Origin of the sequence: Citrobacter sp. Cu233 (assembly GCF_030332225.1) — a bacterium.
In the GTDB taxonomy this organism is placed as follows: Bacteria; Pseudomonadota; Gammaproteobacteria; order Enterobacterales; family Enterobacteriaceae; genus Citrobacter.
The window spans coordinates 157,401-181,141 of record NZ_JAOWIF010000033.1; the positions used below are offsets into that span (position 1 = coordinate 157,401).

The 23,741-nt window shown below is 50.4% G+C and carries 24 protein-coding genes; 11 read left to right on the forward strand and 13 right to left on the reverse strand.

The window, feature by feature from the left end; genetic code table 11:
- Positions 1–607: 607 nt before the first annotated feature.
- The 9 genes from tdcA (at position 608) to OGX95_RS10950 (ending at position 12,431) form a co-directional block, all read left to right on the forward strand.
- Positions 608–1,546, forward strand: coding sequence for a transcriptional regulator TdcA (tdcA, locus tag OGX95_RS10910; RefSeq protein WP_286629422.1), 939 nt, complete (start codon positions 608–610; stop codon positions 1,544–1,546).
- A gap of 97 nt (positions 1,547–1,643) precedes the next feature.
- A complete protein-coding gene (tdcB, locus tag OGX95_RS10915; protein ID WP_137382486.1) occupies positions 1,644–2,633 on the forward strand; it encodes a bifunctional threonine ammonia-lyase/L-serine ammonia-lyase TdcB in 990 nt (329 codons plus the stop codon).
- Positions 2,634–2,655: 22 nt separating this feature from the next.
- Positions 2,656–3,987: a threonine/serine transporter TdcC gene (tdcC, locus tag OGX95_RS10920; RefSeq protein ID WP_271442072.1), complete on the forward strand. Its 1,332-nt coding sequence runs from the start codon at positions 2,656–2,658 to the stop codon at positions 3,985–3,987.
- A 31-nt stretch (positions 3,988–4,018) separates the two neighbouring features.
- Positions 4,019–5,227: a propionate kinase gene (gene tdcD, locus OGX95_RS10925; protein WP_286629423.1), complete on the forward strand. Its 1,209-nt coding sequence runs from the start codon at positions 4,019–4,021 to the stop codon at positions 5,225–5,227.
- Between the two features lie 28 nt (positions 5,228–5,255).
- Positions 5,256–7,550: a formate C-acetyltransferase gene (gene pflB / locus OGX95_RS10930; RefSeq protein ID WP_286629424.1), complete on the forward strand. Its 2,295-nt coding sequence runs from the start codon at positions 5,256–5,258 to the stop codon at positions 7,548–7,550.
- A gap of 13 nt (positions 7,551–7,563) precedes the next feature.
- Positions 7,564–7,959 carry an enamine/imine deaminase gene (locus tag OGX95_RS10935; RefSeq protein WP_286629425.1) on the forward strand — a complete coding sequence of 132 codons (396 nt, stop codon included), beginning with the start codon at positions 7,564–7,566 and terminating at the stop codon, positions 7,957–7,959.
- A gap of 89 nt (positions 7,960–8,048) precedes the next feature.
- Complete coding sequence (gene tdcG / locus OGX95_RS10940; RefSeq protein ID WP_286629426.1) at positions 8,049–9,413, forward strand: L-serine ammonia-lyase; 1,365 nt, start codon at positions 8,049–8,051, stop codon at positions 9,411–9,413.
- A 351-nt stretch (positions 9,414–9,764) separates the two neighbouring features.
- On the forward strand, positions 9,765–11,096 hold the full coding sequence (locus OGX95_RS10945) for an SLC5/6 family protein (RefSeq protein ID WP_286629427.1): 1,332 nt from the start codon (positions 9,765–9,767) through the stop codon (positions 11,094–11,096).
- A gap of 24 nt (positions 11,097–11,120) precedes the next feature.
- Positions 11,121–12,431 carry an L-cysteine desulfidase family protein gene (locus OGX95_RS10950; RefSeq protein WP_286629428.1) on the forward strand — a complete coding sequence of 437 codons (1,311 nt, stop codon included), beginning with the start codon at positions 11,121–11,123 and terminating at the stop codon, positions 12,429–12,431.
- Between the two features lie 130 nt (positions 12,432–12,561).
- Here OGX95_RS10950 and OGX95_RS10955 read toward each other — a convergent pair whose 3' ends face one another.
- Entirely contained in the window at positions 12,562–12,714 is a 153-nt protein-coding gene (locus OGX95_RS10955; RefSeq protein ID WP_286629429.1) for a protein YhaL, read from the reverse strand.
- 26 nt (positions 12,715–12,740) lie between these two features.
- Complete coding sequence (locus OGX95_RS10960) at positions 12,741–13,442, reverse strand: pirin family protein (protein WP_286629430.1); 702 nt, start codon at positions 13,440–13,442, stop codon at positions 12,741–12,743.
- A 104-nt stretch (positions 13,443–13,546) separates the two neighbouring features.
- On the opposite strand from OGX95_RS10960, the gene yhaJ reads away from it, so the two are divergent.
- Positions 13,547–14,443, forward strand: coding sequence for a DNA-binding transcriptional regulator YhaJ (gene yhaJ, locus OGX95_RS10965; protein ID WP_271442079.1), 897 nt, complete (start codon positions 13,547–13,549; stop codon positions 14,441–14,443).
- 110 nt (positions 14,444–14,553) lie between these two features.
- Here the strand turns inward: yhaJ and OGX95_RS10970 are convergent, their stop codons facing one another.
- From OGX95_RS10970 to exuT, 11 genes are all read right to left on the reverse strand, one after another.
- A complete protein-coding gene (locus OGX95_RS10970; protein ID WP_286629431.1) occupies positions 14,554–14,919 on the reverse strand; it encodes a DUF805 domain-containing protein in 366 nt (121 codons plus the stop codon).
- A gap of 125 nt (positions 14,920–15,044) precedes the next feature.
- On the reverse strand, positions 15,045–16,031 hold the full coding sequence (gene yqjG, locus OGX95_RS10975; RefSeq protein WP_286629432.1) for a glutathionyl-hydroquinone reductase YqjG: 987 nt from the start codon (positions 16,029–16,031) through the stop codon (positions 15,045–15,047).
- Positions 16,032–16,102: 71 nt separating this feature from the next.
- Positions 16,103–16,495 carry a DoxX family protein gene (locus OGX95_RS10980; RefSeq protein ID WP_005131473.1) on the reverse strand — a complete coding sequence of 131 codons (393 nt, stop codon included), beginning with the start codon at positions 16,493–16,495 and terminating at the stop codon, positions 16,103–16,105.
- Positions 16,496–16,678: 183 nt separating this feature from the next.
- Entirely contained in the window at positions 16,679–16,978 is a 300-nt protein-coding gene (locus tag OGX95_RS10985; protein ID WP_286629433.1) for a YqjK-like family protein, read from the reverse strand.
- Positions 16,978–17,373, reverse strand: coding sequence for a phage holin family protein (locus OGX95_RS10990; RefSeq protein WP_271442083.1), 396 nt, complete (start codon positions 17,371–17,373; stop codon positions 16,978–16,980). Before OGX95_RS10990 ends, OGX95_RS10985 begins: the two co-directional genes overlap by 1 nt.
- A 2-nt stretch (positions 17,374–17,375) precedes the next feature.
- Positions 17,376–17,681: an ElaB/YgaM/YqjD family protein gene (locus OGX95_RS10995; protein ID WP_003024832.1), complete on the reverse strand. Its 306-nt coding sequence runs from the start codon at positions 17,679–17,681 to the stop codon at positions 17,376–17,378.
- Positions 17,682–17,714: 33 nt separating this feature from the next.
- The gene (locus tag OGX95_RS11000) at positions 17,715–18,083 is read right to left on the reverse strand and encodes a DUF1090 domain-containing protein (RefSeq protein WP_286629434.1); all 369 of its coding nucleotides are present in this window, start codon (positions 18,081–18,083) and stop codon (positions 17,715–17,717) included.
- Between the two features lie 148 nt (positions 18,084–18,231).
- Positions 18,232–18,615, reverse strand: coding sequence for an EnvZ/OmpR regulon moderator MzrA (gene mzrA, locus OGX95_RS11005; protein WP_286629435.1), 384 nt, complete (start codon positions 18,613–18,615; stop codon positions 18,232–18,234).
- 3 nt (positions 18,616–18,618) lie between these two features.
- Positions 18,619–19,281, reverse strand: coding sequence for a DedA family general envelope maintenance protein YqjA (yqjA, locus tag OGX95_RS11010; protein ID WP_003828561.1), 663 nt, complete (start codon positions 19,279–19,281; stop codon positions 18,619–18,621).
- A 349-nt stretch (positions 19,282–19,630) separates the two neighbouring features.
- On the reverse strand, positions 19,631–20,407 hold the full coding sequence (exuR, locus tag OGX95_RS11015; protein ID WP_005131459.1) for a transcriptional regulator ExuR: 777 nt from the start codon (positions 20,405–20,407) through the stop codon (positions 19,631–19,633).
- A 134-nt stretch (positions 20,408–20,541) separates the two neighbouring features.
- On the reverse strand, positions 20,542–21,843 hold the full coding sequence (gene exuT / locus OGX95_RS11020; RefSeq protein ID WP_286629436.1) for a hexuronate transporter ExuT: 1,302 nt from the start codon (positions 21,841–21,843) through the stop codon (positions 20,542–20,544).
- A 472-nt stretch (positions 21,844–22,315) separates the two neighbouring features.
- On the opposite strand from exuT, the gene uxaC reads away from it, so the two are divergent.
- Positions 22,316–23,728 carry a glucuronate isomerase gene (gene uxaC / locus OGX95_RS11025; protein WP_286629437.1) on the forward strand — a complete coding sequence of 471 codons (1,413 nt, stop codon included), beginning with the start codon at positions 22,316–22,318 and terminating at the stop codon, positions 23,726–23,728.
- The last annotated feature ends 13 nt before the right edge of the window (positions 23,729–23,741 follow it).

Below are 23,741 nucleotides of genomic sequence, written 5' to 3' on the forward strand. Positions count from 1 at the left end.
AGGTACTGGTGGATATTTCCTGTTTTGTGATGTGTAGCACAAATCGCTGTGCGATACGTTTTTATCGAGAATAAATGAACGTAATCGATCGCCATCACAAAATTACTCGCTGATAAATCGTACAAAATCAGTGTTAATGAAATGTTGTGAATGATAATTTTATGTATTGTTTGGTTTAAACATTGATAGATGTAATGTTTCTTTACAAACAAATAAGGCAAAAAAATGTGATGCATGGCGTTATTTATTCACGGTTACAATTAAAATATAATTAAATTTGATAAGTTGCTTATTAAATTTAAGCGTCATTTCGCCTGATAATTACTCTGTAATTGATTGAAATATAGCCTTTCATGTTTTTTGGAAATAACGAAAAAAGCAGGTGTGTTATTGCCATAAAATTCCGTTATCCCCCCATCTTTTTTTGATTAATGTCAGGTTAAAGTGAGATCGTTTTTTTGTAACTAATTGATTGCAAAGTTTTTTATTATTTTATAATAATCCTACAAAATGTAAGGGAAGGGGATTTGTGAGTGGTCGCACATATCCTCGATTGCTTAATTTGGTACACTTCCTGCCGTCAACAAAGTAATTAGCACAGGTCGATATGAATACTATTACTCTCCCTAAAACACAGCATTTAGTGGTCTTTCAGGAAGTCATTAGAAGTGGTTCTATCGGCTCGGCTGCAAAAGAATTAGGTTTAACTCAACCCGCTGTCAGCAAAATCATTAACGATGTTGAGGCTTATTTTGGCATTGAGTTAGTCGTGCGTAAAAATACCGGTGTGACGCTGACCCAGGCAGGTCAGGTGATGCTCTCATGGTCTGAATCCATTACCCGCGAAATGAAAAACATGGTTGATGAGATGAATAGCATGACCAGCAATGCGGTCGTTGATGTGTCGTTTGGCTTCCCTTCACTGATCGCCTTTACCATCATGTCCGGCATGATTAAAAAATTCAAAGAGGTATTCCCGAAAGCGCAGGTTTCCATGTATGAGGCTCAGCTCTCTTCTTTCTTACCTGCGGTACGCGATGGTCGTCTGGATTTCGCCATTGGTACGCTAAGTGATGAGATGAAACTGCACGACCTCCATGTGGAGCCGCTGTTCGAATCAGAGTTTATTCTGGTGGCCAGTAAGTCCCGAACATGCACCGGCATCACCACACTGAGCGCGTTGAAAAACGAACAGTGGGTGTTGCCACAAACGAATATGGGTTACTACAGCGAACTTCTCACCACGTTACAAAATAATGGCATCAGCAGTGAAAACATCGTTAAAACAGACTCCGTCGTCACGATTTATAATCTTGTTCTCAATGCTGATTTCTTAACAGTAATTCCCTGTGATATGACCGCTCCATTTGGTTCAGACCAGTTTATTACTATCCCGGTAGAAGAAGCCTTACCGGTTGCACGTTATGCCGCCGTTTGGTCTAAAAATTATCGAATAAAAAAAGCAGCATCTATTTTGGTTGAATTAGCCAAAGAATATTCGTCATATAATTGTTGTAGGCGAAAGCAATTAATTAAGATTGATTAAAGATTGAACTTGTTTTAATGAAAATTAACACCATCGGTCTATATCAGACGTTGGTCACGGCTATCTATTTACTTTAATACCCAGGTAAGAGGTTCTAATGCACATTACATACGATCTCCCAGTTGCAATTGAAGATATCCTCGAAGCGAAAAAAAGACTGGCGGGGAAAATTTATAAAACGGGAATGCCTCGCTCTAACTATTTTAGTGAACGTTGCAAAGGGGAAATTTTCCTCAAATTCGAAAATATGCAACGTACGGGCTCATTTAAAATCCGTGGTGCTTTTAATAAGCTCAGTTCATTAACTGAAGCTGAAAGACGTAAAGGTGTGGTGGCGTGTTCTGCGGGTAACCATGCGCAGGGCGTTTCTCTCTCTTGCGCTATGCTCGGTATCGACGGCAAAGTGGTGATGCCAAAAGGCGCGCCGAAATCTAAAGTGGCGGCAACCTGCGATTACTCCGCAGAAGTTGTGCTGCACGGTGACAACTTCAACGACACTATCGCTAAGGTCAGCGAAATTGTCGAAACTGAAGGCCGTATCTTTATTCCTCCTTATGATGATCCAAAAGTGATTGCCGGCCAGGGAACGATTGGCCTGGAAATTTTAGAAGATTTATACGATGTCGATAACGTGATTGTACCCATTGGCGGTGGCGGACTGATTGCGGGTATTGCCGTAGCAATTAAATCTATCAACCCAACAATTAGAATTATTGGCGTGCAGTCTGAAAACGTTCACGGCATGGCGGCATCTTTCCACGCTGGAGAAATAACCACGCACCGAACGACCGGCACCCTGGCGGATGGTTGTGACGTTTCCCGCCCGGGTACTTTAACGTATGAAATCGTTCGTGAGTTGGTAGATGACATTGTCCTGGTCAGCGAAGATGAAATTCGCAACAGCATGGTGGCATTAATTCAGCGAAATAAAGTTGTGACTGAAGGTGCCGGTGCGCTGGCCTGCGCAGCATTATTAAGCGGGAAATTAGATAGCTATATCCAGAACAGAAAAACAGTCAGCATTATTTCTGGCGGTAATATCGATCTTTCTCGTGTATCCCAAATTACTGGTTTAGTTGACGCTTAATATACTTCGTTGAGGATAGGATATGAGTACTACTGATAGCATTGTATCCAGCCAGACAAAACAATCGTCCTGGCGTAAATCAGACACCACCTGGACACTGGGTTTATTTGGTACAGCCATCGGCGCCGGGGTGTTGTTCTTCCCTATCCGCGCAGGTTTTGGCGGCTTGATCCCCATTCTGTTGATGCTGGTGTTAGCATACCCCATCGCTTTCTATTGCCACCGTGCCCTGGCACGCCTGTGTCTTTCCGGTTCTAATCCTTCCGGCAACATCACAGAAACGGTTGAAGAGCACTTTGGTAAAACGGGCGGCGTGGTTATCACGTTCCTCTACTTCTTTGCGATTTGTCCGCTGCTGTGGATTTACGGCGTCACCATTACCAACACCTTTATGACCTTCTGGGAAAACCAGTTGCAGATGCCTGCGCTGAACCGTGGCTTTGTCGCCCTGTTCCTGCTGCTGCTGATGGCATTCGTCATCTGGTTTGGTAAGGACCTGATGGTTAAAGTGATGAGCTACCTGGTATGGCCGTTTATTGCCAGCCTGGTGCTTATCTCCCTGTCCCTGATTCCTTACTGGAACTCTGCGGTTATCCAGCAGGTTGATCTCAGCAACATCGCGCTGACTGGTCATGACGGTATTCTGGTCACTGTGTGGCTGGGTATTTCCATCATGGTGTTCTCTTTCAACTTCTCGCCGATTGTTTCTTCCTTCGTCGTCTCTAAACGTGAAGAGTATGAGAAAGATTTTGGCCGCGAATTTACCGAGCAGAAGTGCTCTAAAATCATCTCTCGCGCCAGCATGTTGATGGTTGCTGTGGTGATGTTCTTCGCCTTTAGCTGCCTGTTCACACTCTCTCCGGCAAACATGGCTGACGCGAAAGCGCAAAATATTCCGGTGCTGTCTTACCTGGCGAACCACTTTGCATCACTGTCTGGCACGAAATCGACCTTCGCGACAGTTCTGGAATACGGTGCGTCTATCATCGCACTGGTCGCTATCTTCAAATCTTTCTTCGGCCACTATCTGGGCACGCTGGAAGGTCTGAACGGTCTGGTGCTGAAGTTTGGTTATAAAGGTGATAAGACCAAGGTTTCCGCGGGTAAACTCAACACCATCAGCATGATCTTCATCATGGGTTCCACCTGGGTTGTGGCTTACGCCAACCCGAACATCCTGGACCTGATTGAAGCGATGGGTGCGCCAATTATCGCCTCACTGCTCTGCTTGCTGCCGATGTATGCCATCCGTAAAGCGCCATCACTGGCGAAATACCGTGGCCGTCTGGATAACGTGTTTGTTACCGTGATTGGTTTGCTGACCATCCTGAACATCGTTTACAAACTGTTTTAATCCATAAGCTCAGGATGAGCGGAGTAGTGAAATGAATGAGTTTCCGGTAGTACTGGTTATTAACTGCGGTTCATCTTCCATTAAATTCTCAGTGCTGGATGCAGCAAACTGTGAAGTTTTAATGGCGGGAATTGCAGACGGTATTAACTCTGAAAATGCGTTCATAGCAATTAATGGAGGTGAGCCAGCTAAGCTGGCTCACCACAGCTACGAAGATGCATTAAAGGCTATTGCCGTTGAACTGGAGAACCGTAATTTAATGGACAGCGTGGCCTTAATTGGCCACCGTATTGCCCACGGCGGAAGTATCTTTACTGAATCGGCAATTATTACTGATGAAGTTATCGAGAATATTCGCCGGGTCTCTCCTTTAGCACCGTTACATAATTATGCGAACCTGAGTGGGATTGAATCTGCACAGCATCTTTTCCCAGGTGTGCAGCAGGTTGCGGTATTTGATACCAGCTTCCACCAGACAATGGCGCCTGAAGCTTATATGTACGGTTTACCGTGGAAATATTTTGAGGAGCTGGGTGTTCGTCGTTATGGCTTCCATGGCACGTCGCACCGCTATGTTTCTCAACGTGCGCATGAACTGCTTGAGCTACCGCATGATGATTCTGGACTGGTTGTGGCTCACCTCGGGAACGGGGCGTCTATCTGTGCGGTTCGTAATGGGCGGAGCGTGGATACCTCGATGGGGATGACGCCGCTGGAAGGCTTGATGATGGGGACTCGCAGCGGTGATGTGGACTTCGGTGCGATGGCGTGGATCGCCAGTGAAACTAACCAGACGCTAAGCGACCTTGAACGCGTAGTGAATAAGGAATCTGGTCTGTTGGGTATTTCCGGTTTGTCGTCCGACTTACGTACGCTGGAAAAAGCCTGGCACGAAGGACACGAACGCGCACAACTGGCGATTAAAACGTTTGTGCATCGTATTGCACGTCATATTGCCGGACATGCTGCATCGTTGCATCGTCTTGATGGGATTATTTTTACCGGTGGAATTGGTGAGAATTCAGTATTAATTCGTCGTCTGGTGATTGAGCATCTTGCCGTTTTAGGTGTGAATATCGACAGCGATATGAATAGTCTGCCAAATTCTCACGGCGAAAGAATTATCTCCAATAAGGACGCTCGTGTCGTCTGTGCGGTTATTCCCACGAATGAAGAGAAAATGATTGCTCGTGATGCCATTCATTTAGGCAAAATTAATACACCAGTAGAATTTGCATAATTAATTTTCTGTAGAGAGATTATTTTTCATGAAGGTAAATATCGATACCAGCGATATGCTGTATGCCGAAGCCTGGAACGGCTTTAAAGGTACGGACTGGAAAGAAGAAATTAATGTCCGTGATTTTATTCAGCACAACTACACGCCTTATGAAGGGGATGAATCTTTCCTCGCCGAAGCAACACCAGCAACCACTGCGCTGTGGGAAAAGGTGATGGCGGGTATTCGTATTGAAAACTCAACGCATGCGCCGGTTGATTTCGATACCAATATTGCAACGACAATTACCGCACACGATGCGGGTTATATTGAACAAGAACTGGAAAAGATTGTCGGTCTGCAAACGGACAAGCCGCTCAAGCGCGCTCTGCATCCGTTTGGCGGTATCAACATGATCAAAAGCTCTTTTGATGCTTATGGTCGTGAGATGGACGCTGATTTTGAATATCAGTTTACAGAACTGCGTAAAACCCATAACCAGGGTGTGTTCGATGCCTACTCTCCGGATATGTTGCGTTGCCGTAAATCCGGTGTACTGACTGGTCTGCCGGATGGCTATGGTCGTGGCCGCATTATCGGCGACTACCGCCGCGTGGCGCTGTACGGTATCCGCTACCTGGTACGTGAACGTGAACTGCAATTTGCCGATCTTCAGTCGAACCTGGAGTGGGGACAGAATCTTGAAGCCACGATTCGTCTGCGTGAAGAGTTGTCTGAGCACCGTCGCGCCCTGCTGCAAATGCAGGAAATGGCGGCGAAGTACGGCTGCGATATCTCCCGTCCGGCGCGTAATGCGCAGGAAGCGGTACAGTGGGTGTACTTTGCTTACCTGGCTGCGGTGAAATCTCAGAATGGCGGCGCGATGTCGCTGGGCCGTACTGCCTCCTTCCTCGATATCTACATTGAGCGTGACTTCAAAGCAGGCACCTTAACCGAGCAGCAGGCGCAGGAGCTGATCGACCACTTCATCATGAAGATCCGCATGGTGCGCTTCCTGCGTACGCCGGAATTCGACACCCTGTTCTCCGGTGACCCTATTTGGGCGACCGAAGTTATCGGCGGTATGGGGCTGGATGGCCGCACGCTGGTGACGAAAAACTCGTTCCGCTACCTGCATACGCTGCACACTATGGGACCGGCACCTGAGCCGAACCTGACGGTGCTGTGGTCTGAGCAGCTACCGATTGCCTTCAAAAAATATGCCGCCCAGGTGTCTATCGTCACATCGTCTTTGCAGTACGAAAACGACGATCTGATGCGGGCAGACTTTGATAGCGATGACTATGCCATTGCCTGTTGCGTTAGCCCGATGGTGATCGGCAAACAAATGCAGTTCTTTGGCGCGCGAGCCAACCTCGCCAAAACGTTGTTGTACGCAATCAACGGCGGTGTGGATGAGAAACTGAAAATCCAGGTTGGACCGAAAACCACGCCACTGATGGATGATGTGTTGGATTACGACACGGTGATGGAGAGCCTGGACCACTTTATGGACTGGCTGGCCGTGCAGTACATCAGCGCACTGAACATCATCCACTACATGCACGACAAGTACAGCTACGAAGCTTCGCTGATGGCGCTGCACGATCGTGACGTTTATCGCACGATGGCGTGCGGTATGGCGGGCCTCTCCGTAGCGGCGGATTCTCTGTCAGCGATTAAGTACGCACGAGTGAAACCGATTCGTGATGAAAACGGTCTGGCTGTCGATTTCGAAATTGAAGGCGACTATCCGCAATACGGTAACAACGATGAGCGCGTAGACAGCATCGCCTGCGACCTGGTTGAACGCTTTATGAAGAAAATTAAAGTGTTGCCAACCTATCGTAACGCGGTGCCGACGCAGTCCATTCTGACCATCACCTCTAACGTGGTGTATGGCCAGAAAACCGGTAACACGCCGGATGGACGTCGCGCAGGTACACCGTTTGCACCTGGGGCGAACCCGATGCACGGCCGCGATCGCAAAGGTGCTGTTGCCTCGTTGACCTCGGTGGCCAAACTGCCATTTACCTATGCCAAAGATGGTATCTCGTACACCTTCTCCATTGTGCCGGCTGCGCTGGGCAAAGAGGACAGCGTACGTAAAACCAACCTGGTCGGTCTGCTGGACGGTTACTTCCATCATGAAGCACATGTCGAAGGTGGGCAGCACCTGAACGTTAACGTCATGAACCGCGAAATGTTGATGGATGCCATAGAGCACCCGGAAAACTATCCGAACCTGACGATCCGCGTGTCTGGTTATGCGGTGCGCTTTAACGCGCTGACTCGCGAACAGCAGCAGGACGTTATTTCACGTACTTTCACCCAGGCGCTATAACGCCGGAGGAGTTATGAGAAAAGTTATTGCAACGGAATGTGCGCCAGGGGCCATTGGTCCTTACGTACAGGGTGTGGATCTGGGCAGCATGGTGTTCACATCGGGCCAAATACCGGTGTGCCCACAGACCGGTGAAGTGGCTGAAAACGTGGTCGATCAGGCGCGTCAGAGTCTGGAAAACGTGAAAGCGATAGTCGAGTCCGCAGGTTTGAAAGTGAGCGACATCGTGAAAACCACCGTTTTCGTTGCCGACCTGAATGACTTCGCCACGATTAACCAGGTGTACCAGCAGTTCTTTGATGAGCATAAGGCTATCTACCCCACGCGCAGTTGCGTTCAGGTCGCCCGCTTACCGAAAGATGTGAAGCTGGAGATTGAAGCCATCGCCGTACGTGGTGACACGGTGTAATCCCCTGCGGGGCGATCGTGCAGATCGCCCCGATCCTTTAATGAGTGTGAAACCTGGTCTTCACTGAACGGCAATCCGAGGGTGTGGATATGATTAGCGCATTCGATATTTTTAAGATTGGCATTGGACCTTCCAGCTCCCATACCGTGGGGCCAATGAACGCCGGTAAAAGCTTTATCGACCAACTGGTCAGTAGCGGAGAATTGCACCAGACCACGCGCATTGTGGTCGACCTCTATGGATCGCTCTCCCTGACCGGAAAAGGTCACGCGACCGATATCGCCATCATGATGGGGCTGGCCGGTAACAGTCCGCAAAACGTCAATATTGATTCAATTGCTGGTTTTACTCAGGAAGTGACACGTACCGGACGTTTACCGGTTGCCGAGGGCACACATGTTGTCGATTTCCCACCTGCTGAAAGCATCCTTTTCCATAGCGAAACACTTCCGCGCCATGAGAATGGCATGCGCATCGTCGCGTGGAATGGTCAGGAGATGCTGTTAAGTAAAACCTATTACTCCGTCGGCGGTGGTTTTATCGTTGAAGAGGAGCAATTTGGTCAGGCACATGATGTTGAAACACATGTGCCCTACAACTTTCATTCCGCCAGCGAACTGCTGAAACTCTGCGAGCGAAACGGACTTTCCGTTTCCGGTCTGATGATGCAAAACGAGCTGGCGATGCGCAGCAAAGAAGAGATTGATGCTGGCTTTGCCGCGATCTGGGAAGTCATGCACGCGGGTATTGAACGCGGCATGAACACCGAAGGTGTTCTGCCTGGTCCACTCAACGTTCCGCGTCGCGCCGTGGCACTGCGTCGGTTGCTGGTCTCCAGCGATAACTTGTCCAGCGATCCGATGAACGTTATTGACTGGATCAACATGTTCGCTCTGGCCGTGAGCGAAGAAAACGCCGCCGGGTGTCGGGTTGTTACCGCACCGACCAATGGCGCATGCGGGATTATCCCTGCCGTCCTGGCTTATTACGACAAGTTCCGCCGTCCGGTGAATGCCAACTCCATCGCCCGTTATTTACTGGCTGCCGGGGCGATAGGCGCACTGTATAAGATGAACGCCTCGATCTCTGGCGCCGAAGTCGGCTGTCAGGGCGAAATTGGTGTGGCCTGCTCAATGGCCGCGGCCGGGCTGACGGAATTGCTTGGTGGCAGCCCTGCGCAGGTCTGCATTGCGGCTGAGATCGCGATGGAGCATAACCTTGGCCTTACCTGCGATCCGGTGGCCGGACAGGTGCAGATTCCGTGCATTGAACGTAATGCGATCAACGCAGTGAAAGCCGTCAACGCCGCGCGAATGGCGTTACGACGGACGTCCGAGCCACGCGTCTCGCTCGATAAAGTGATCGAAACTATGTACGAGACGGGTAAAGACATGAACGACAAATACCGTGAAACCTCTCGTGGAGGCCTGGCAATTAAAGTGGTTTGTACCTGAGGTTAATGGCCGTGATTAGGGGTTGCACGCTTTTTTCGGTCGGATAAGGCGCAAGCGCCGCCATCCGGCAAAGAGTGACTCAATCTGACAGGAAAAAAAGGCGTACTTTAGTACGCCTTTTTTGTTGTGATCTGCTTCAAAAATAGAAATTAATAACATCTTGTATTGGTTAAAGAGAAAATATTTCTTAACTATCAGCAATTACAGGGGTTTGTTTGTGAAGTTTTTCTCTAACCCTGCGCGTATGATTTCTCCATTCTAATAGCTTGCCTGCATCTCATGTACTGCGTATCGCCTTGAAGCAGTGCGATAAAATAAAAAAACCTCTACCTACACATTAAGCGGGAAATTATGGAAACGGCAACGAATAGTAGCGTAATACTCGACGCATCAGCGCCTGCGCGTCGGGCGGGAATGACCGAAAGTGAATGGCAGGAAGCCATTAAGTTCGACAGCACGGACACGGGCTGGGTCATTATGAGTATTGGGATGGCGATTGGTGCGGGGATTGTTTTCCTTCCCGTCCAGGTGGGGCTGATGGGGCTGTGGGTTTTCTTGCTCTCCTCGATTATCGGCTATCCTGCGATGTATTTGTTCCAGCGCCTGTTTATCAACACGCTGGCGGAATCCCCGGAATGCAAAGACTACCCGAGCGTAATCAGCGGCTATTTGGGTAAAAACTGGGGCATCCTGTTAGGCGCGTTATATTTTGTGATGCTGGTTATCTGGATGTTCGTTTACTCCACGGCTATCACTAACGATAGCGCCTCTTATCTGCACACTTTTGGCGTCACTGACGGGTTGTTGTCTGACAGCCCATTCTACGGCCTGGTGCTGATTTGTATCCTGGTTGCCATCTCGTCACGTGGCGAAAAAATGTTGTTTAAGATCTCCACGGGCATGGTGTTGACCAAGCTGTTGGTGGTTGCCGCGCTTGGTGTATCAATGGTGGGGATGTGGCATTTGTATAATGCGGGCTCACTGCCGCCGATGGCGCTCCTGATCAAAAACGCAATTATCACGCTGCCGTTTACCCTGACTTCAATTCTGTTTATTCAGACGCTAAGCCCGATGGTTATTTCGTACCGCTCTCGTGAGAAATCGATTGAGGTGGCACGCCATAAGGCCCTGCGTGCTATGAACATCGCCTTCGGTATTCTGTTTGTCACCGTCTTTTTCTACGCCGTTTCCTTCACGCTGGCGATGGGCCACGATGAAGCGGTTAAAGCCTATGAGCAGAACATTTCCGCTCTGGCGATTGCCGCACAGTTTATCAGTGGTGATGGTGCCGGTTGGGTAAAAATCGTCAGCGTTATCCTGAACATTTTCGCCGTGATGACCGCCTTCTTCGGTGTTTACCTGGGCTTTCGTGAAGCCACTCAGGGGATCGTGATGAATGTGCTGCGTCGCAAAATGCCAGCCGAGAAGATCAACGAAACTCTGGTTCAACGCGGCATTATGGTCTTCGCTATCTTACTGGCCTGGAGTGCAATTGTGCTCAATGCGCCGGTACTGAGCTTCACCTCTATTTGTAGCCCAATCTTCGGCATGGTGGGTTGTTTGATCCCGGCCTGGCTGGTCTACAAAGTTCCTGCATTGCACAAATACAAAGGCGCCTCCCTGTACCTGATTATCGTCACCGGCCTGTTGTTGTGCGTTTCTCCGTTCCTGGCATTTTCCTGAGTTATCTGAGCAAGGGTTGTTGTTATGTTTGAGACTACATTGAATCCATTATGGGATAGTTTTATTCGCGCTGTGCAGGAAGAAGTGAAACCTGCGCTGGGTTGTACGGAACCTATCTCTCTGGCTCTGGCAGCGGCTGCCGCTTCTGCTGAGCTGGACGGCGCGGTGGAACGCATTGATGCGTGGGTCTCACCAAACCTGATGAAGAACGGCATGGGTGTTACCGTGCCGGGTACCGGGATGGTCGGTCTTCCCGTAGCGGCTGCGCTGGGGGCTTTGGGGGGAAATGCCCAGGCAGGGTTAGAAGTACTGAAAGATGCGTCGGCGCACGCCATTGCAGATGCCAAAGCGATGCTGACCGCCGGGAAGGTGGCGGTGATGCTGCAGGAGCCTTGCGAGGACATTCTCTTCTCTCGCGCGAAGGTTTACAGTCAGGAAGGTTGGGCGTGTGTGACGATTGTCGGCGGGCATACCAACATTGTGCATATCGAGACCCACAAAGGCGTGGTGTTTACTCAGCCTGAGCAGGTTCAGGCTGATGAGCAGGAATCCCCGCTGGCAGTGCTATCCCACACGTCGCTGGAAGAGATTGTGGCATTTGTGAATGCTGTGCCGTTTGACGCTATTCGCTTTATTCTTGATGCGGCAAAACTGAACGGCGCGTTGTCTCAGGAAGGACTAAGCGGTAGCTGGGGCTTGCATATCGGCACCACACTTGAGAAACAGTGCGCACGTGGTTTGCTGGCTAACGATCTCTCAACCGCCATTCTTATTCGTACCAGTGCGGCATCGGATGCACGAATGGGTGGGGCGACGTTGCCAGCAATGAGCAACTCCGGTTCCGGCAATCAGGGTATTACTGCCACCGTTCCGGTGATGGTGGTGGCTGAACACTTTGGTGCCGATGAAGAGAAACTGGCACGTGCGCTGATGTTATCTCACCTGAGTGCGATCTACATCCATCATCAGCTTCCGCGTTTGTCTGCACTGTGCGCGGCAACGACCGCGGCAATGGGCGCGGCGGCAGGTATGGCGTGGGTTGTGGATGGTCGCTATAACACTATCGCTATGGCTATTAGCAGCATGATTGGCGATGTGAGTGGGATGATTTGCGATGGCGCATCAAACAGCTGCGCAATGAAAGTCTCTACCAGCGCGTCGGCGGCGTGGAAGGCGGTACTCATGGCGCTGGACGATACTGCCGTGACGGGGAATGAAGGCATTGTGGCGCATAACGTGGAGCAATCTATCTCTAACTTGTGTGCGCTGGCGTGTCGTTCAATGCAGGAAACCGACAAGCAGATCATTGAGATTATGGCCAGCAAGGCACATTAATCTGGCGACTGACTGCCTGATGGCGCGCAGCTTTCCGGCCTACGGGTGTGCATCGTTACAAAACCGTAGGCCGGATAAGACGTATTAGCGTCGCCATCCGACAGGCCGCTGTCTGAACGACGATTACCCGTCAGAGAGCGGCTTCTTCTTCTTCCAGCCGTAGCCCGGCATCAGCAACGATTGCTTCCAGTTCCGTTAGCAGGTCCTCGTAGCCAAAGACGACGGTTTCCTGTTTTTTGGCCTCAACTCGCGGCTGGCGTTTTTTTGATGACTTCTTGCTCAATAGTCGTACTCCCTTGATTCTAATGACTATACGGGCAAATCTATCAGCAAAGCGCGCAATGGGGTATCGGCAACTAACGTTATGTTAGTTTCATCACGAATAAATGCGCCATCACCGCAGGTAAGCGCTTCTTTTTCGGCACCTGAAGTGACCGCATGGAACGTGCCATGGATCGACTGCAAATACGCGCGAGGCCCATGCAATTGAAAACTCAGTGATTCACCTTTTTGCAGCTCAACATGATGTACCCAGACCTGCTGGCGAAGATGCAGGCTGCCCTGTTCACCGTCAGGTGAAGCAAGCAGTTGATGCTTGTCAGCATTCAGCGCCGCTTTTTGCACGCAGGTATTTTCCCGCTGTGGGCAGGCGTCCAGCCATAGCTGCATTCTGGTCAGGGGCTTATCTTTGCTGATATTGTGCTCGCTGTAGCTGATCCCCGGTTGCGTAGCGAGCAGTAACACCTCTCCGGCTTTGGCCTGAATATGGTTACCTTCGCTGTCGCGATACTCGGCTTCCCCTTCGAGGATCAGATTGACGATATCAACCTTTGGATAGGTACGTGGCTGGAAAGAGGCCCCCGGTGCCAGAACTTCCTGGTTCAGAACACGCAGCGAGGCATAACCCAGCAGTTTAGGATCAAAATAGTGTCCAAAGGAGAAGGTATAACGGGCCTGCAGCCAGCCGTAGTCTGCTTGCCCGCATTGTTTGGCTGTACGGGTAGTAATCATAGTTCTTGACCTCTCTTTACTTCCTTTTATGTTAAATGGCTAGACGCTGCATTGTTAGCCAGATATTCTGCCCGGTATGTTCAAATTTCCTGAATGAGAACGAAATGGCCAAAGAACGGGCTTTAACGCTTGAAGCGTTACGCGTCATGGACGCAATAGACAGGCGCGGCAGCTTTGCCGCCGCGGCAGATGAACTGGGACGCGTACCTTCCGCCCTCAGCTACACCATGCAGAAACTGGAAGAAGAGCTGGATGTTGTGCTGTTTGACCGCTCAGGTCACCGCACAAAATTTACCAACGTCGGGCGTATGCTGCTTGAACGTGGGCGCGTGTTGCTGGAGGCTGCGGATAAGCTGACGACCGATGCTGAAGCGCTGGCCCGAGGTTGGGAAACGCATCTGACGATTGTCACCGAAGCGTTGGTGCCAACGGCGGCATTCTTCCCGCTTATCGACCGCCTTGCCGGAAAGGCGAACACGCAGCTTTCCGTCATCACTGAAGTGTTGGCCGGGGCGTGGGAGCGTCTGGAGCAGGGCAGAGCGGACATCGTGATCGCGCCGGATATGCATTTCCGCTCATCATCAGAAATTAACTCGCGCAAGCTATACTCGCTGATGAACGTCTATGTGGCGGCACCGGATCACCCGATCCACCAGGAGCCGGAACCGTTGTCTGAAGTCACCCGTGTGAAATACCGGGGAATAGCGGTGGCGGACACTGCCCGTGAGCGCCCGGTGTTGACAGTTCAGCTTCTGGATAAACAACCGCGTCTGACGGTCAGTACTATTGAAGATAAGCGTCAAGCGCTGTTAGCCGGGCTGGGTGTAGCGACCATGCCGTATCCGTTAGTCGAAGAGGATATTGCCGCTGGCCGGCTGCGTGTGGTTAGCCCGGAATCGACAAATGAAATAGATATCATCATGGCCTGGCGTCGGGACAGTATGGGCGAAGCGAAGTCCTGGTGTTTGCGGGAAATCCCGAAACTGTTTGCCGGGAAATAAAAAGATGATGAAGCCGGATGGCGGTGCAATTGCACCTTATCCGGCCTACATGACGGAGTATGTTGTAGGCCTGATAAGCGCAGCGCCACCAGGCATCTGTGTGTGCGACGTCAGGACAGCTGTTTAGGGTCAGCGCCGAAGCGGTTGCTACCCGGCGTGCCGTTTTGACAGTTGAAAAGAATGATTATCAACCAGCCAATGATGGGGATCAGCAATACTAACAGCCACCATGCTGAACGGTCGGTGTCATGCAAACGCCGAAACTGAACAGCCCACCACGGTATAAAAACCAGAATGGCATAAATCGTTGTTAATACGCCTTCTCCCCCGGCGCGTTGCCAGCCAAACATCCTGTCTAACACGCTCAGCACGAACGTAAAGATGATGTTAACTAAAATAAACATCCAGTACTCTTTGCGCCGTGCACGACCACCAAAACCAAAGTAGTTCTTTAATACGTTTAAATACCAATCCATTTTCGCCTCGTTCTGCGTTCAATTACTTGTTTTTAAAGCAATCAAAATAAGAATAGCTGCGAATATAATGCTGGTAAATATTTATGGTGTGAATAATTAGGCCCCCAAAAGGGGGCCTGTGTAAATTAGGCGAAACGGCTGTCACGCCCGTGAGGCTCGTTGAGATCCTGCCACGGACCGATAGAAATAATACCGGTCGGGTTAATGGTCTTGTGGCTGCGGAAATAGTGATTGCGGATGTGATCGAAATTGACGGTGTCCGCAATGCCTGGCATCTGGTAGATATCACGCAGAAAACCGTACAGATTCAGATAGTCACTGATCCGATGTTTGTCGCATTTGAAGTGGGTGACATACACCGGATCAAAACGTACCAGCGTAGTCCACAGGCGAATGTCAGCCTCTGTTAGCTGGTCGCCAGTCAGATAGCGATGCTGACCGAGAATCTGCTCCAGTCGCGCCAGTGATTCAAAGACTTTTTCTACTGCGCTGTCATACGCTTCCTGGCTGGTAGCAAAACCAGCTTTATAAACGCCATTATTGACGTTGTCATAAATCCAACTGTTCAGATCGTCAATTTTGCTTTGCAGGGCTGGTGGATAGTAATCCCCGGCTTTTGCGCCCAGCGCATCAAACGCGGTGTTAAACATGCGGATGATTTCTGCCGATTCGTTGCTGACGATGGTGTGATTTTTTTTATCCCACAGCACGGGAACCGTTACCCGGCCGCTGTAGTGCGGATCGGCGTGTAAATACAGTTGATAGAGAAACTCGTGCTGGTAAAGCGTATCGCCTGTTGCTGCCGGAAAGTTGTTATCAAACGTCCAGCCGTTTTCCAGCATCAGCGGATTCACTACGGAAACGGAAATGAAGGGCTCCAGACCTTTGAGTTTACGCATAATTAGCGTGCGATGCGCCCACGGGCAGGCCAGAGAAACGTACAGATGATAGCGGTCTTTTTCGGCGGCGAAGCCACCCTCGCCAGTGGGTCCTGATGCGCCATCTGCGGTGAGCCAGTTACGGAAAGCCGATGCAGAACGTTGGAATTTACCTCCGGTCGATTTGGTGTCGTACCAGGTGTCATGCCATACGCCGTCAATGAGTTGTCCCATTTTATCACCTCTTTAGATAGCAAAAGCGAGGAGATGTCTCCTCGCTTTTTGATGCGTTTAGTATAGCTTGCTTACCACTTTTTATTCAGTACGCGGTCGATACTGAACGCACCCGGACCAGTGATAGCCAGCAGCAGGAAACCGCCTGCGATGGTCAGGTTTTTCATGAACATCAGAGAGTTCATCCCTTCCGCAAAGTTGCTGTGGAAGAGGAACGCGGTCAGCAGGGTGAAGCCTGCGGTGAACAGCGCGGTAGTACGGGTCAGAAAACCAAACAGGATGGCCAGACCGCCGCCGAACTCAAGCAGAATAACCAGCGGCAACATAAAACCAGGGACGCCCATGGCTTCCATATACTGTTGGGTACCCGCATATCCGGTGATTTTTCCCCAACCTGCAGTAATAAACAGGATTGGCATCAGAATGCGCGCTACCAGTACACCAACATCTTCTAATTTTTTCATCGTACTCTCCAGGAAACCACTCAGGCGGATTGTTTTGTCTTTTGTGCATCAACGCTGCAGAGCGCGTCGTTGCTGTCGATGGAGAGAATCATAGACGTGCTGGATGACAATTGTTAGCAAGGAAAACTGTCAGTAATTTTCAAAAAATTTGAGGAACCCGCAAAATAAGGGATACGGCAGGGGTTAACCGCGCAATTGTTGCTGTCTGATTGTCGATTTAATCAGACGCCATACGCTCCAGACGCTAAAACCGCGTTTAGCCCAGCGAACCAGCAGATTAGGATTACGAATGGTGCGTACAGCCATAATACTGCTGCCGACCAGCACCCAGGCGCGCAGGTTCAGCAGCGTTTTCCAGCCACGATCGTATACGTCAGTCACCTCCAGCCAGTCGCGGCGGGTGGCAGACAGATCCAGCCGTTGCTGCTGGATCTGACCAAGCAGTTGTGCCTTACGTTTTTGGCGCTCGACTTTACTGCTCATTAGACATCATCCTCCAGGGCCTGCCTGTCATTAGCAAGTTCGTGGCGTGTATGGCGTAATAGTGTTGATTTACGGGCTTTACGTAGCGTCCATATCCCGCCAACGAGCGCTAAAAGCAACAGCACAACGGTGGTGGCAATCATCGCGTTCAGGCGGTACTGAGGGTCAATGGCCCAGATGATAAGCACCATCAGGCTCATCAGCCCAAATGCCGCAAAGAGCATAGTCAGTCCCAGCATCAGCACGATCTGGACAAGGTTAGCTTTTTCCTCTTCCAGTTCAACGACGGCCAGCCGTAATCGGGTCTCTACGATCTCAACGAGAATCGTGAGGATCCGTTGTCCAATCCCCAGGACGCTTTTGCCCGGACCTTGTGCGTGTTGAGAGTCAGCCATTATTAGCGGCGCGACAACAGTACACCAAGCACCACACCGACCGCAGCGCCAATACCAACGCCTGTCCATGGGTTTTCGCGCACATAGTTATCGGCTTTGGCCGCAGCTTCACGGGTTTGCTTAGCAATCACATCGCTGGTCTCGCTCAGGCGATGGCGGCTCTCGCGCAGCGCATGTTCGGCTTTGCTGCGAATTTTACTCATCTCTTCCTTCGACTTATCGCCAGAGGAGCTCAGTACTTCTTCGAGCGTATCCGCAAGGGATTTCAGCTCGGCGCGCAGATTTTCCGTAGCGTTATCTTTCGACATAGTTTTCTCCAGGTGAGTGGGTAGTTACCGTACTTAGTAATCGCGGGTCTCAAGTTTCTTCAGCTCTTTCTGAGCCTCTTCAAGCTTACGTTCGCGTTTTGCGATTTTATCCGCATCGCCTTTTTGCTTCGCTTCGGCTAAATCACGCTGACGTTCGGCTATCTCATTTTTCTGTTCTGCGATTTTTTTCTGGTGATTCGCGCGCAGTTTGCTGTCAGTACAGTTTGCCCGAACTTCACTCAGCGCTTTGTTCAGGCCATTGATGCGGCTCTGATTGTTGTGCTTTTCGGCATAACTAATCTCCCGTTGAATATCTTGTTCTTTTTCCTGACAGAGGGAGTTAGCGTAGCTGCCGGCACTGAGAGCGAAAAGACTAATTGCCAAAGCGATGCGGTATTTCATTCTTGAACCTTCCATTGTGATTCGACCCGGTGCTTTGTGGTCGATGCTCCAGAATAATAAAGCTGTAGGTCATAACTTCAGTTTATTAATCATAGGCACTAAACGGTGAAATCACCAAAGTGAGTGATCTAATTCAGATTCCTGGAGATTAACCAAAGCGGTGCGGTGTATCCCGTAAACGAGATAACCACTGCACTGCCTGATTGTCATCATCCTGTTGAGCAATAACGAAGCCATGCGGTAATGTTCTGTCCAGAACGACCTTCGCGGCTGCGCTTTGCGCGCTGGAATCAAAGGTGATCAGCAGCGCGTCATTTTGCGGGGTAATACTTTTAAAACGAATGCCGTTGGCATCCAGATGATGCCAGATAGAGAAGCCGTCTGGCATGCTGGTGCCCTGATTCACAGCACGAATGGCCAGCGTCGATTCCTGCTGGCGAATGGCTGACCAGGTCAGGATAAGCGCGCCTAAAAACAGGATAAAAGTGGTAGTCCAGGCCAGTCGTCGGAGCGTTATGCGTGATTTCAGCATAATTTACCCTCGGTTCCCGTATTTCTTTTTCCATAATACAACCAGTGAACCTGCGAGGCCAAATACCAGCAAAACAACGGGAAGCAGCATCAGGCATGACATCAGCTGATCTTCATACTTGAGGAATACCGGCGTTTTGCCCAGCAGATAACCCAGTGATGTCAGGATAAGCACCCATAATAATCCGCTCATCCAGTTGAAAAACTGAAAGCGGGCATTGTTCAGGCCGGACAGCCCGGCAATGGTCGGCAGTAATGTTCTGACGAACGCAATGAATCGGCCCACCAGCAGCGCAGACAGACCATGCTTGTGGAAAAGATGATGCGCGCGTTGGTGATAATGAGCCGGAAGATGAGAAAGCCAGTTCTGCACGGTGCGGGTATTACCCAACCATCGGCCCTGAATATAGCTGAGCCAACAACCGAGGCTGGCTGCGGTGGTGAGTAGCAGTACTGTTTGCGGAAAACCCATTGCGCCTTTGGCAATAAGTACGCCGACCAGTACCAGCAAACTGTCACCAGGTAAAAAGGCCGCTGGTAGCAACCCATTTTCCAGGAACAAAATTGTAAACAGTACAAAATACAGCATACCAATCATGGAAGGATTGGCCAGAGTTTCAAAATCCTGAGCCCATAAAGCATTCAGTAATTGAGTCAGTAGTTCCATTCAGTATTCCTGGAGAATCGGTTATGGTCACGCCGTTGTTCTTGAGTTTGTAATGCCGCGATTTTATTGGTGTTTTTTGCATGGATCGCGGTCTGCACAAATTCACGGCCTGAACTGTTCCCTGTTAAGTTGTGAAGTAAGCAAGCACTAACACATAAAAAATTCAAAACGCTTTTAATTGTAACAAAGGTCAACGTAGTCCGTTATAGAAATTACGGCGGTTGAACTCTGATTTTGCTGATCGCAATGGAGTGAGGCGAGAGGATTTACACAGGCTGACACTTTATACCTAATGCTTACCGAGTGCCAGAAACAGGCGCTATTACCGCGCCTGTGAAAGTCAGAAGGTTTATTTTGTGCTGTTTGCAGCGGTATCCAGATGAACTACCGGATTTTCCGTGAAAAGGTAACGATCCGCGTTGAACTCGAAATCATCGCTGGTTTCGTTAAACAGCATCTGTTTTGTGTTCTCGAGGTGCTGCCACATCGCCAGTTTGGCTGCATGCGGATCTTTGCGAATTAATGCCCGCAGGATCTGGTCATGGTCATCACACCAGTTGTCTACCGTGCGCAGATCAATGTGATCGTGCAATTTCTTCCAGTAGGGGTTGTGAACGCGCTGGGTCCACATTTTTTCAACAATGGCGGCCAGAGCTGAGTTTTGCGTCGCTAGCGCGACCTGAACATGGAACTGCAGGTCCCATTCGGAGTCACGAAAGCTTTTTTCGTTGCGCGACTTCTCCTGGATTTCCATCAGTTTCATGATGTCCTGCTTGGTCACCTGGGTGGCGGCAAACTCGGCGATGTTGCTCTCAATAAGCTGACGCGCTTGCAGCAATTCAAAAGGACCGTAGCTGGCGAATTCCAGACCTTCGTCGGGAGCAACATAATGTTTGGGTTGGTTAGAGATGACGTGGATACCAGATCCTTTACGCACCTCAACGTAGCCTTCAACCTCGAGCATAATAATCGCTTCACGAACCACAGTACGGCTGACATTCTTTTCATCGGCAATAAAGCGCTCAGCGGGAAGTTTATCGCCCACCAGATAGACGCCTTGCTCGATGCGTTCTTTTAGATCGGCAGCAAGTTGTTGGTACAAACGTCGTGGTTCAGTGATTTCCATATGCACTCCAGGCATGATACGGCAGACTATATTTGTTATACCACTTTTGCGATGACGGCTCTACTCGCACCGACAAAAAAGCCGCCAGTCAACTGGCGGCTCTGCATTATATACCGATGACGACCAGCGTCAGGTTAATTTTGCGTAGCGGGAGTGCCGGTTTGCGGACCTGAATCAATCTCGCTTGCCGATTTGTTCTGCAGTACCGTCCAGATGACTAACGCACCGAGCAGATCGAATACTGCCAGTACGGCGAACAGTGGGCTAAAGCCGATGGTATCAGCCAGGGCGCCAACGACCAGGGCAAACAGGGTACTCGCCAGCCAGGCTGACATACCCGTCAGGCCGTTAGCGGTCGCGACTTCATTACGGCCAAATACGTCAGAAGAGAGCGTAATCAGCGCGCCAGACAGCGCCTGGTGAGCAAAACCACCGACGCACAGCAGGGCGATAGCAATATACGGGCTGGTGAACAGACCAATCATCCCTGGGCCAATCATCAGCAGTGCACCCATGGTGACGACCATTTTACGAGACACGATCAGGTTTACGCCAAACCAGCGCTGGAACAGCGGCGGTAAGTAACCCCCGATGATACAGCCCAGGTCAGCGAACAGCATTGGCATCCACGCGAACATCGCAATCTCTTTCAGGTTAAAGCCGTAGACTTTAAACATGAACAGCGGGATCCAGGCGTTGAATGTACCCCAGGCCGGTTCTGCCAGAAAACGTGGCAGCGCGATACCCCAGAACTGGCGGTTACGCAGGATCTGGCCAAGCGACATTTTCTTCGCTGTGCTGTTTTTGTGCTGTGATTCCTGACCGTTAAGGATGTAATCACGCTCTTCGTCAGACAGTTTTTTCTGGTCGCGCGGGTGCTTATAGAAGACAAGCCAGGACATCGCCCAGATGAAGCTCAGGGCACCAGAAATAATGAACGCCATCTGCCAGCTGTGCATGACGATAGCCCACACGACCAGCGGCGGAGCGATCATCGCGCCAATAGAAGAGCCGACGTTAAAGTAACCTACGGCAATAGAACGTTCTTTTGCCGGGAACCATTCAGAACTGGCTTTCAGACCTGCAGGGATCATCGCGGCTTCTGCGGCACCGACTGCGCCTCGTGCCAGTGCCAGTCCACCCCAGCTACCAGCCAGCGCCGTGGCACCACAGAAGACGGCCCACAGAACGGCGAACATCGCGTAGCCTATTTTGGTGCCGAGCACATCCAGCACGTAACCAGCAACGGGTTGCATTACGGTGTAAGCAGCAGAATACGCTGCGATGATATAGGAATACTGTTGAGTGGAGATGTGTAACTCTTCCATCAGAGTTGGCGCAGCTGCCGCCACAGTGTTACGTGTCAGGTAACCCAGCACGGTGCCAAGCGTCACCAGTGCGATCATGTACCAACGTAACCCTTTAATTTTACGCATGTAAAACCTCATCGTTTTGTTATGTCCGCTAACGAGCGGTCATCTTCCAGTCCAGGGCGGAGGATGTTCTTTTACGAAGGGCGTGACCGAAAAAACTGGCACTGCCCCGAACTTTGCCATGTCAATGATTGTGCTAATTCGGTTTCCGTACCGGTCAATCCGATGGTGGACCATCGGTAATTTGCATTCCGTCGGCTTATGTATCGCGACGGCAAAAAGATAACTTGTCATACAGCTTTAAAAGGTGAGTGCCATCACAAAAGTGTGAATCTTCGTGTGGTCATTAATTCGATTCAGCAAAGCCAGTGCTGGCGCGGCCTGCCGTGAGTTTTACCTCTTTGAGAGTAATTTTTTTGTCATCATTTGTTGATCTAACTCACGAAAATATCTTCAGTGTATGGAAATTGGTGTGATAACTTTGACAGCATCAAAACATAAGCAATCTGACGCACTCGCTGAGAGGAAGACGATAATGACCCCGTTTATGACAGAAGATTTCCTGCTGGATACCGAATTTGCCCGCCGTCTGTATCATGATTACGCCAAAGACCAGCCAATCTTCGACTACCACTGCCATTTGCCGCCGCAACAAATCGCTGATAACTACCGTTTTAACAACCTGTATGACATCTGGCTGAAGGGTGATCACTACAAGTGGCGCGCCATGCGCACTAACGGTGTCGCTGAACGCTTGTGTACCGGTGATGCGTCCGATCGCGAGAAGTTTGAAGCATGGGCCGCGACGGTCCCACACACCATCGGTAACCCGCTCTACCACTGGACACATCTTGAACTGCGTCGCCCATTTGGTATTACAGGTAAGCTGTTGTCTCCAGCAACTGCCGATGAAATCTGGAATCAGTGCAACGAATTGCTGGCGCAGGATCAGTTTTCCGCGCGTGGAATCATGCAGCAGATGAATGTAAAAATGGTCGGCACCACCGATGATCCGATCGACTCTCTGGAGCATCACGCTGCGGTCGCGAAAGACAGCACCTTTACTATCAAAGTGCTGCCAAGCTGGCGTCCGGATAAAGCCTTCAACATTGAACTGGCGACCTTTAACGATTACATGGCGAAGCTGGGTGAAGTGTCTGACACTGAGATCCGCCGCTTTACCGACCTGCAAACCGCGCTAACTAAACGTCTTGATCACTTTGCTGCACACGGCTGTAAAGTCTCCGACCATGCGCTGGATGTGGTGTTGTTTGCCGAGTCTAACGAAGCGGAACTGGATAACATCCTGGCGCGTCGTCTGGCGGGTGAAACCCTGAGCGAGCACGAAGTTGCCCAGTTCAAAACTGCCGTACTGGTGTTCCTTGGCGCTGAATACGCACGTCGTGAATGGGTGCAGCAGTACCACATTGGTGCATTGCGTAATAACAACCTGCGTCAATTCAAACTGCTGGGCGCGGATGTCGGTTTCGACTCCATTAACGACCGTCCGATGGCTGAAGAACTGTCCAAACTGCTAAGCAAGCAGAATGAACAGAACCTGCTGCCGAAAACCATCCTGTACTGCCTGAACCCGCGCGATAACGAAGTGCTGGGCACCATGATTGGTAACTTCCAGGGTGAAGGCATGCCGGGCAAAATGCAGTTCGGTTCCGGCTGGTGGTTTAACGACCAGAAAGATGGGATGGAACGTCAGATGACACAATTGGCACAGCTCGGTCTGCTGAGCCGTTTTGTGGGTATGCTGACTGATAGCCGCAGCTTCCTGTCGTACACGCGCCATGAATACTTCCGTCGCATCCTGTGCCAGATGATTGGCCGTTGGGTTGCCGCTGGTGAAGCACCTGCAGATATTCAACTGCTGGGTGAAATGGTCAGAAATATTTGCTTCAACAATGCACGCGATTACTTCGCCATTGAACTGAACTAAGGCCCGGGGTTGG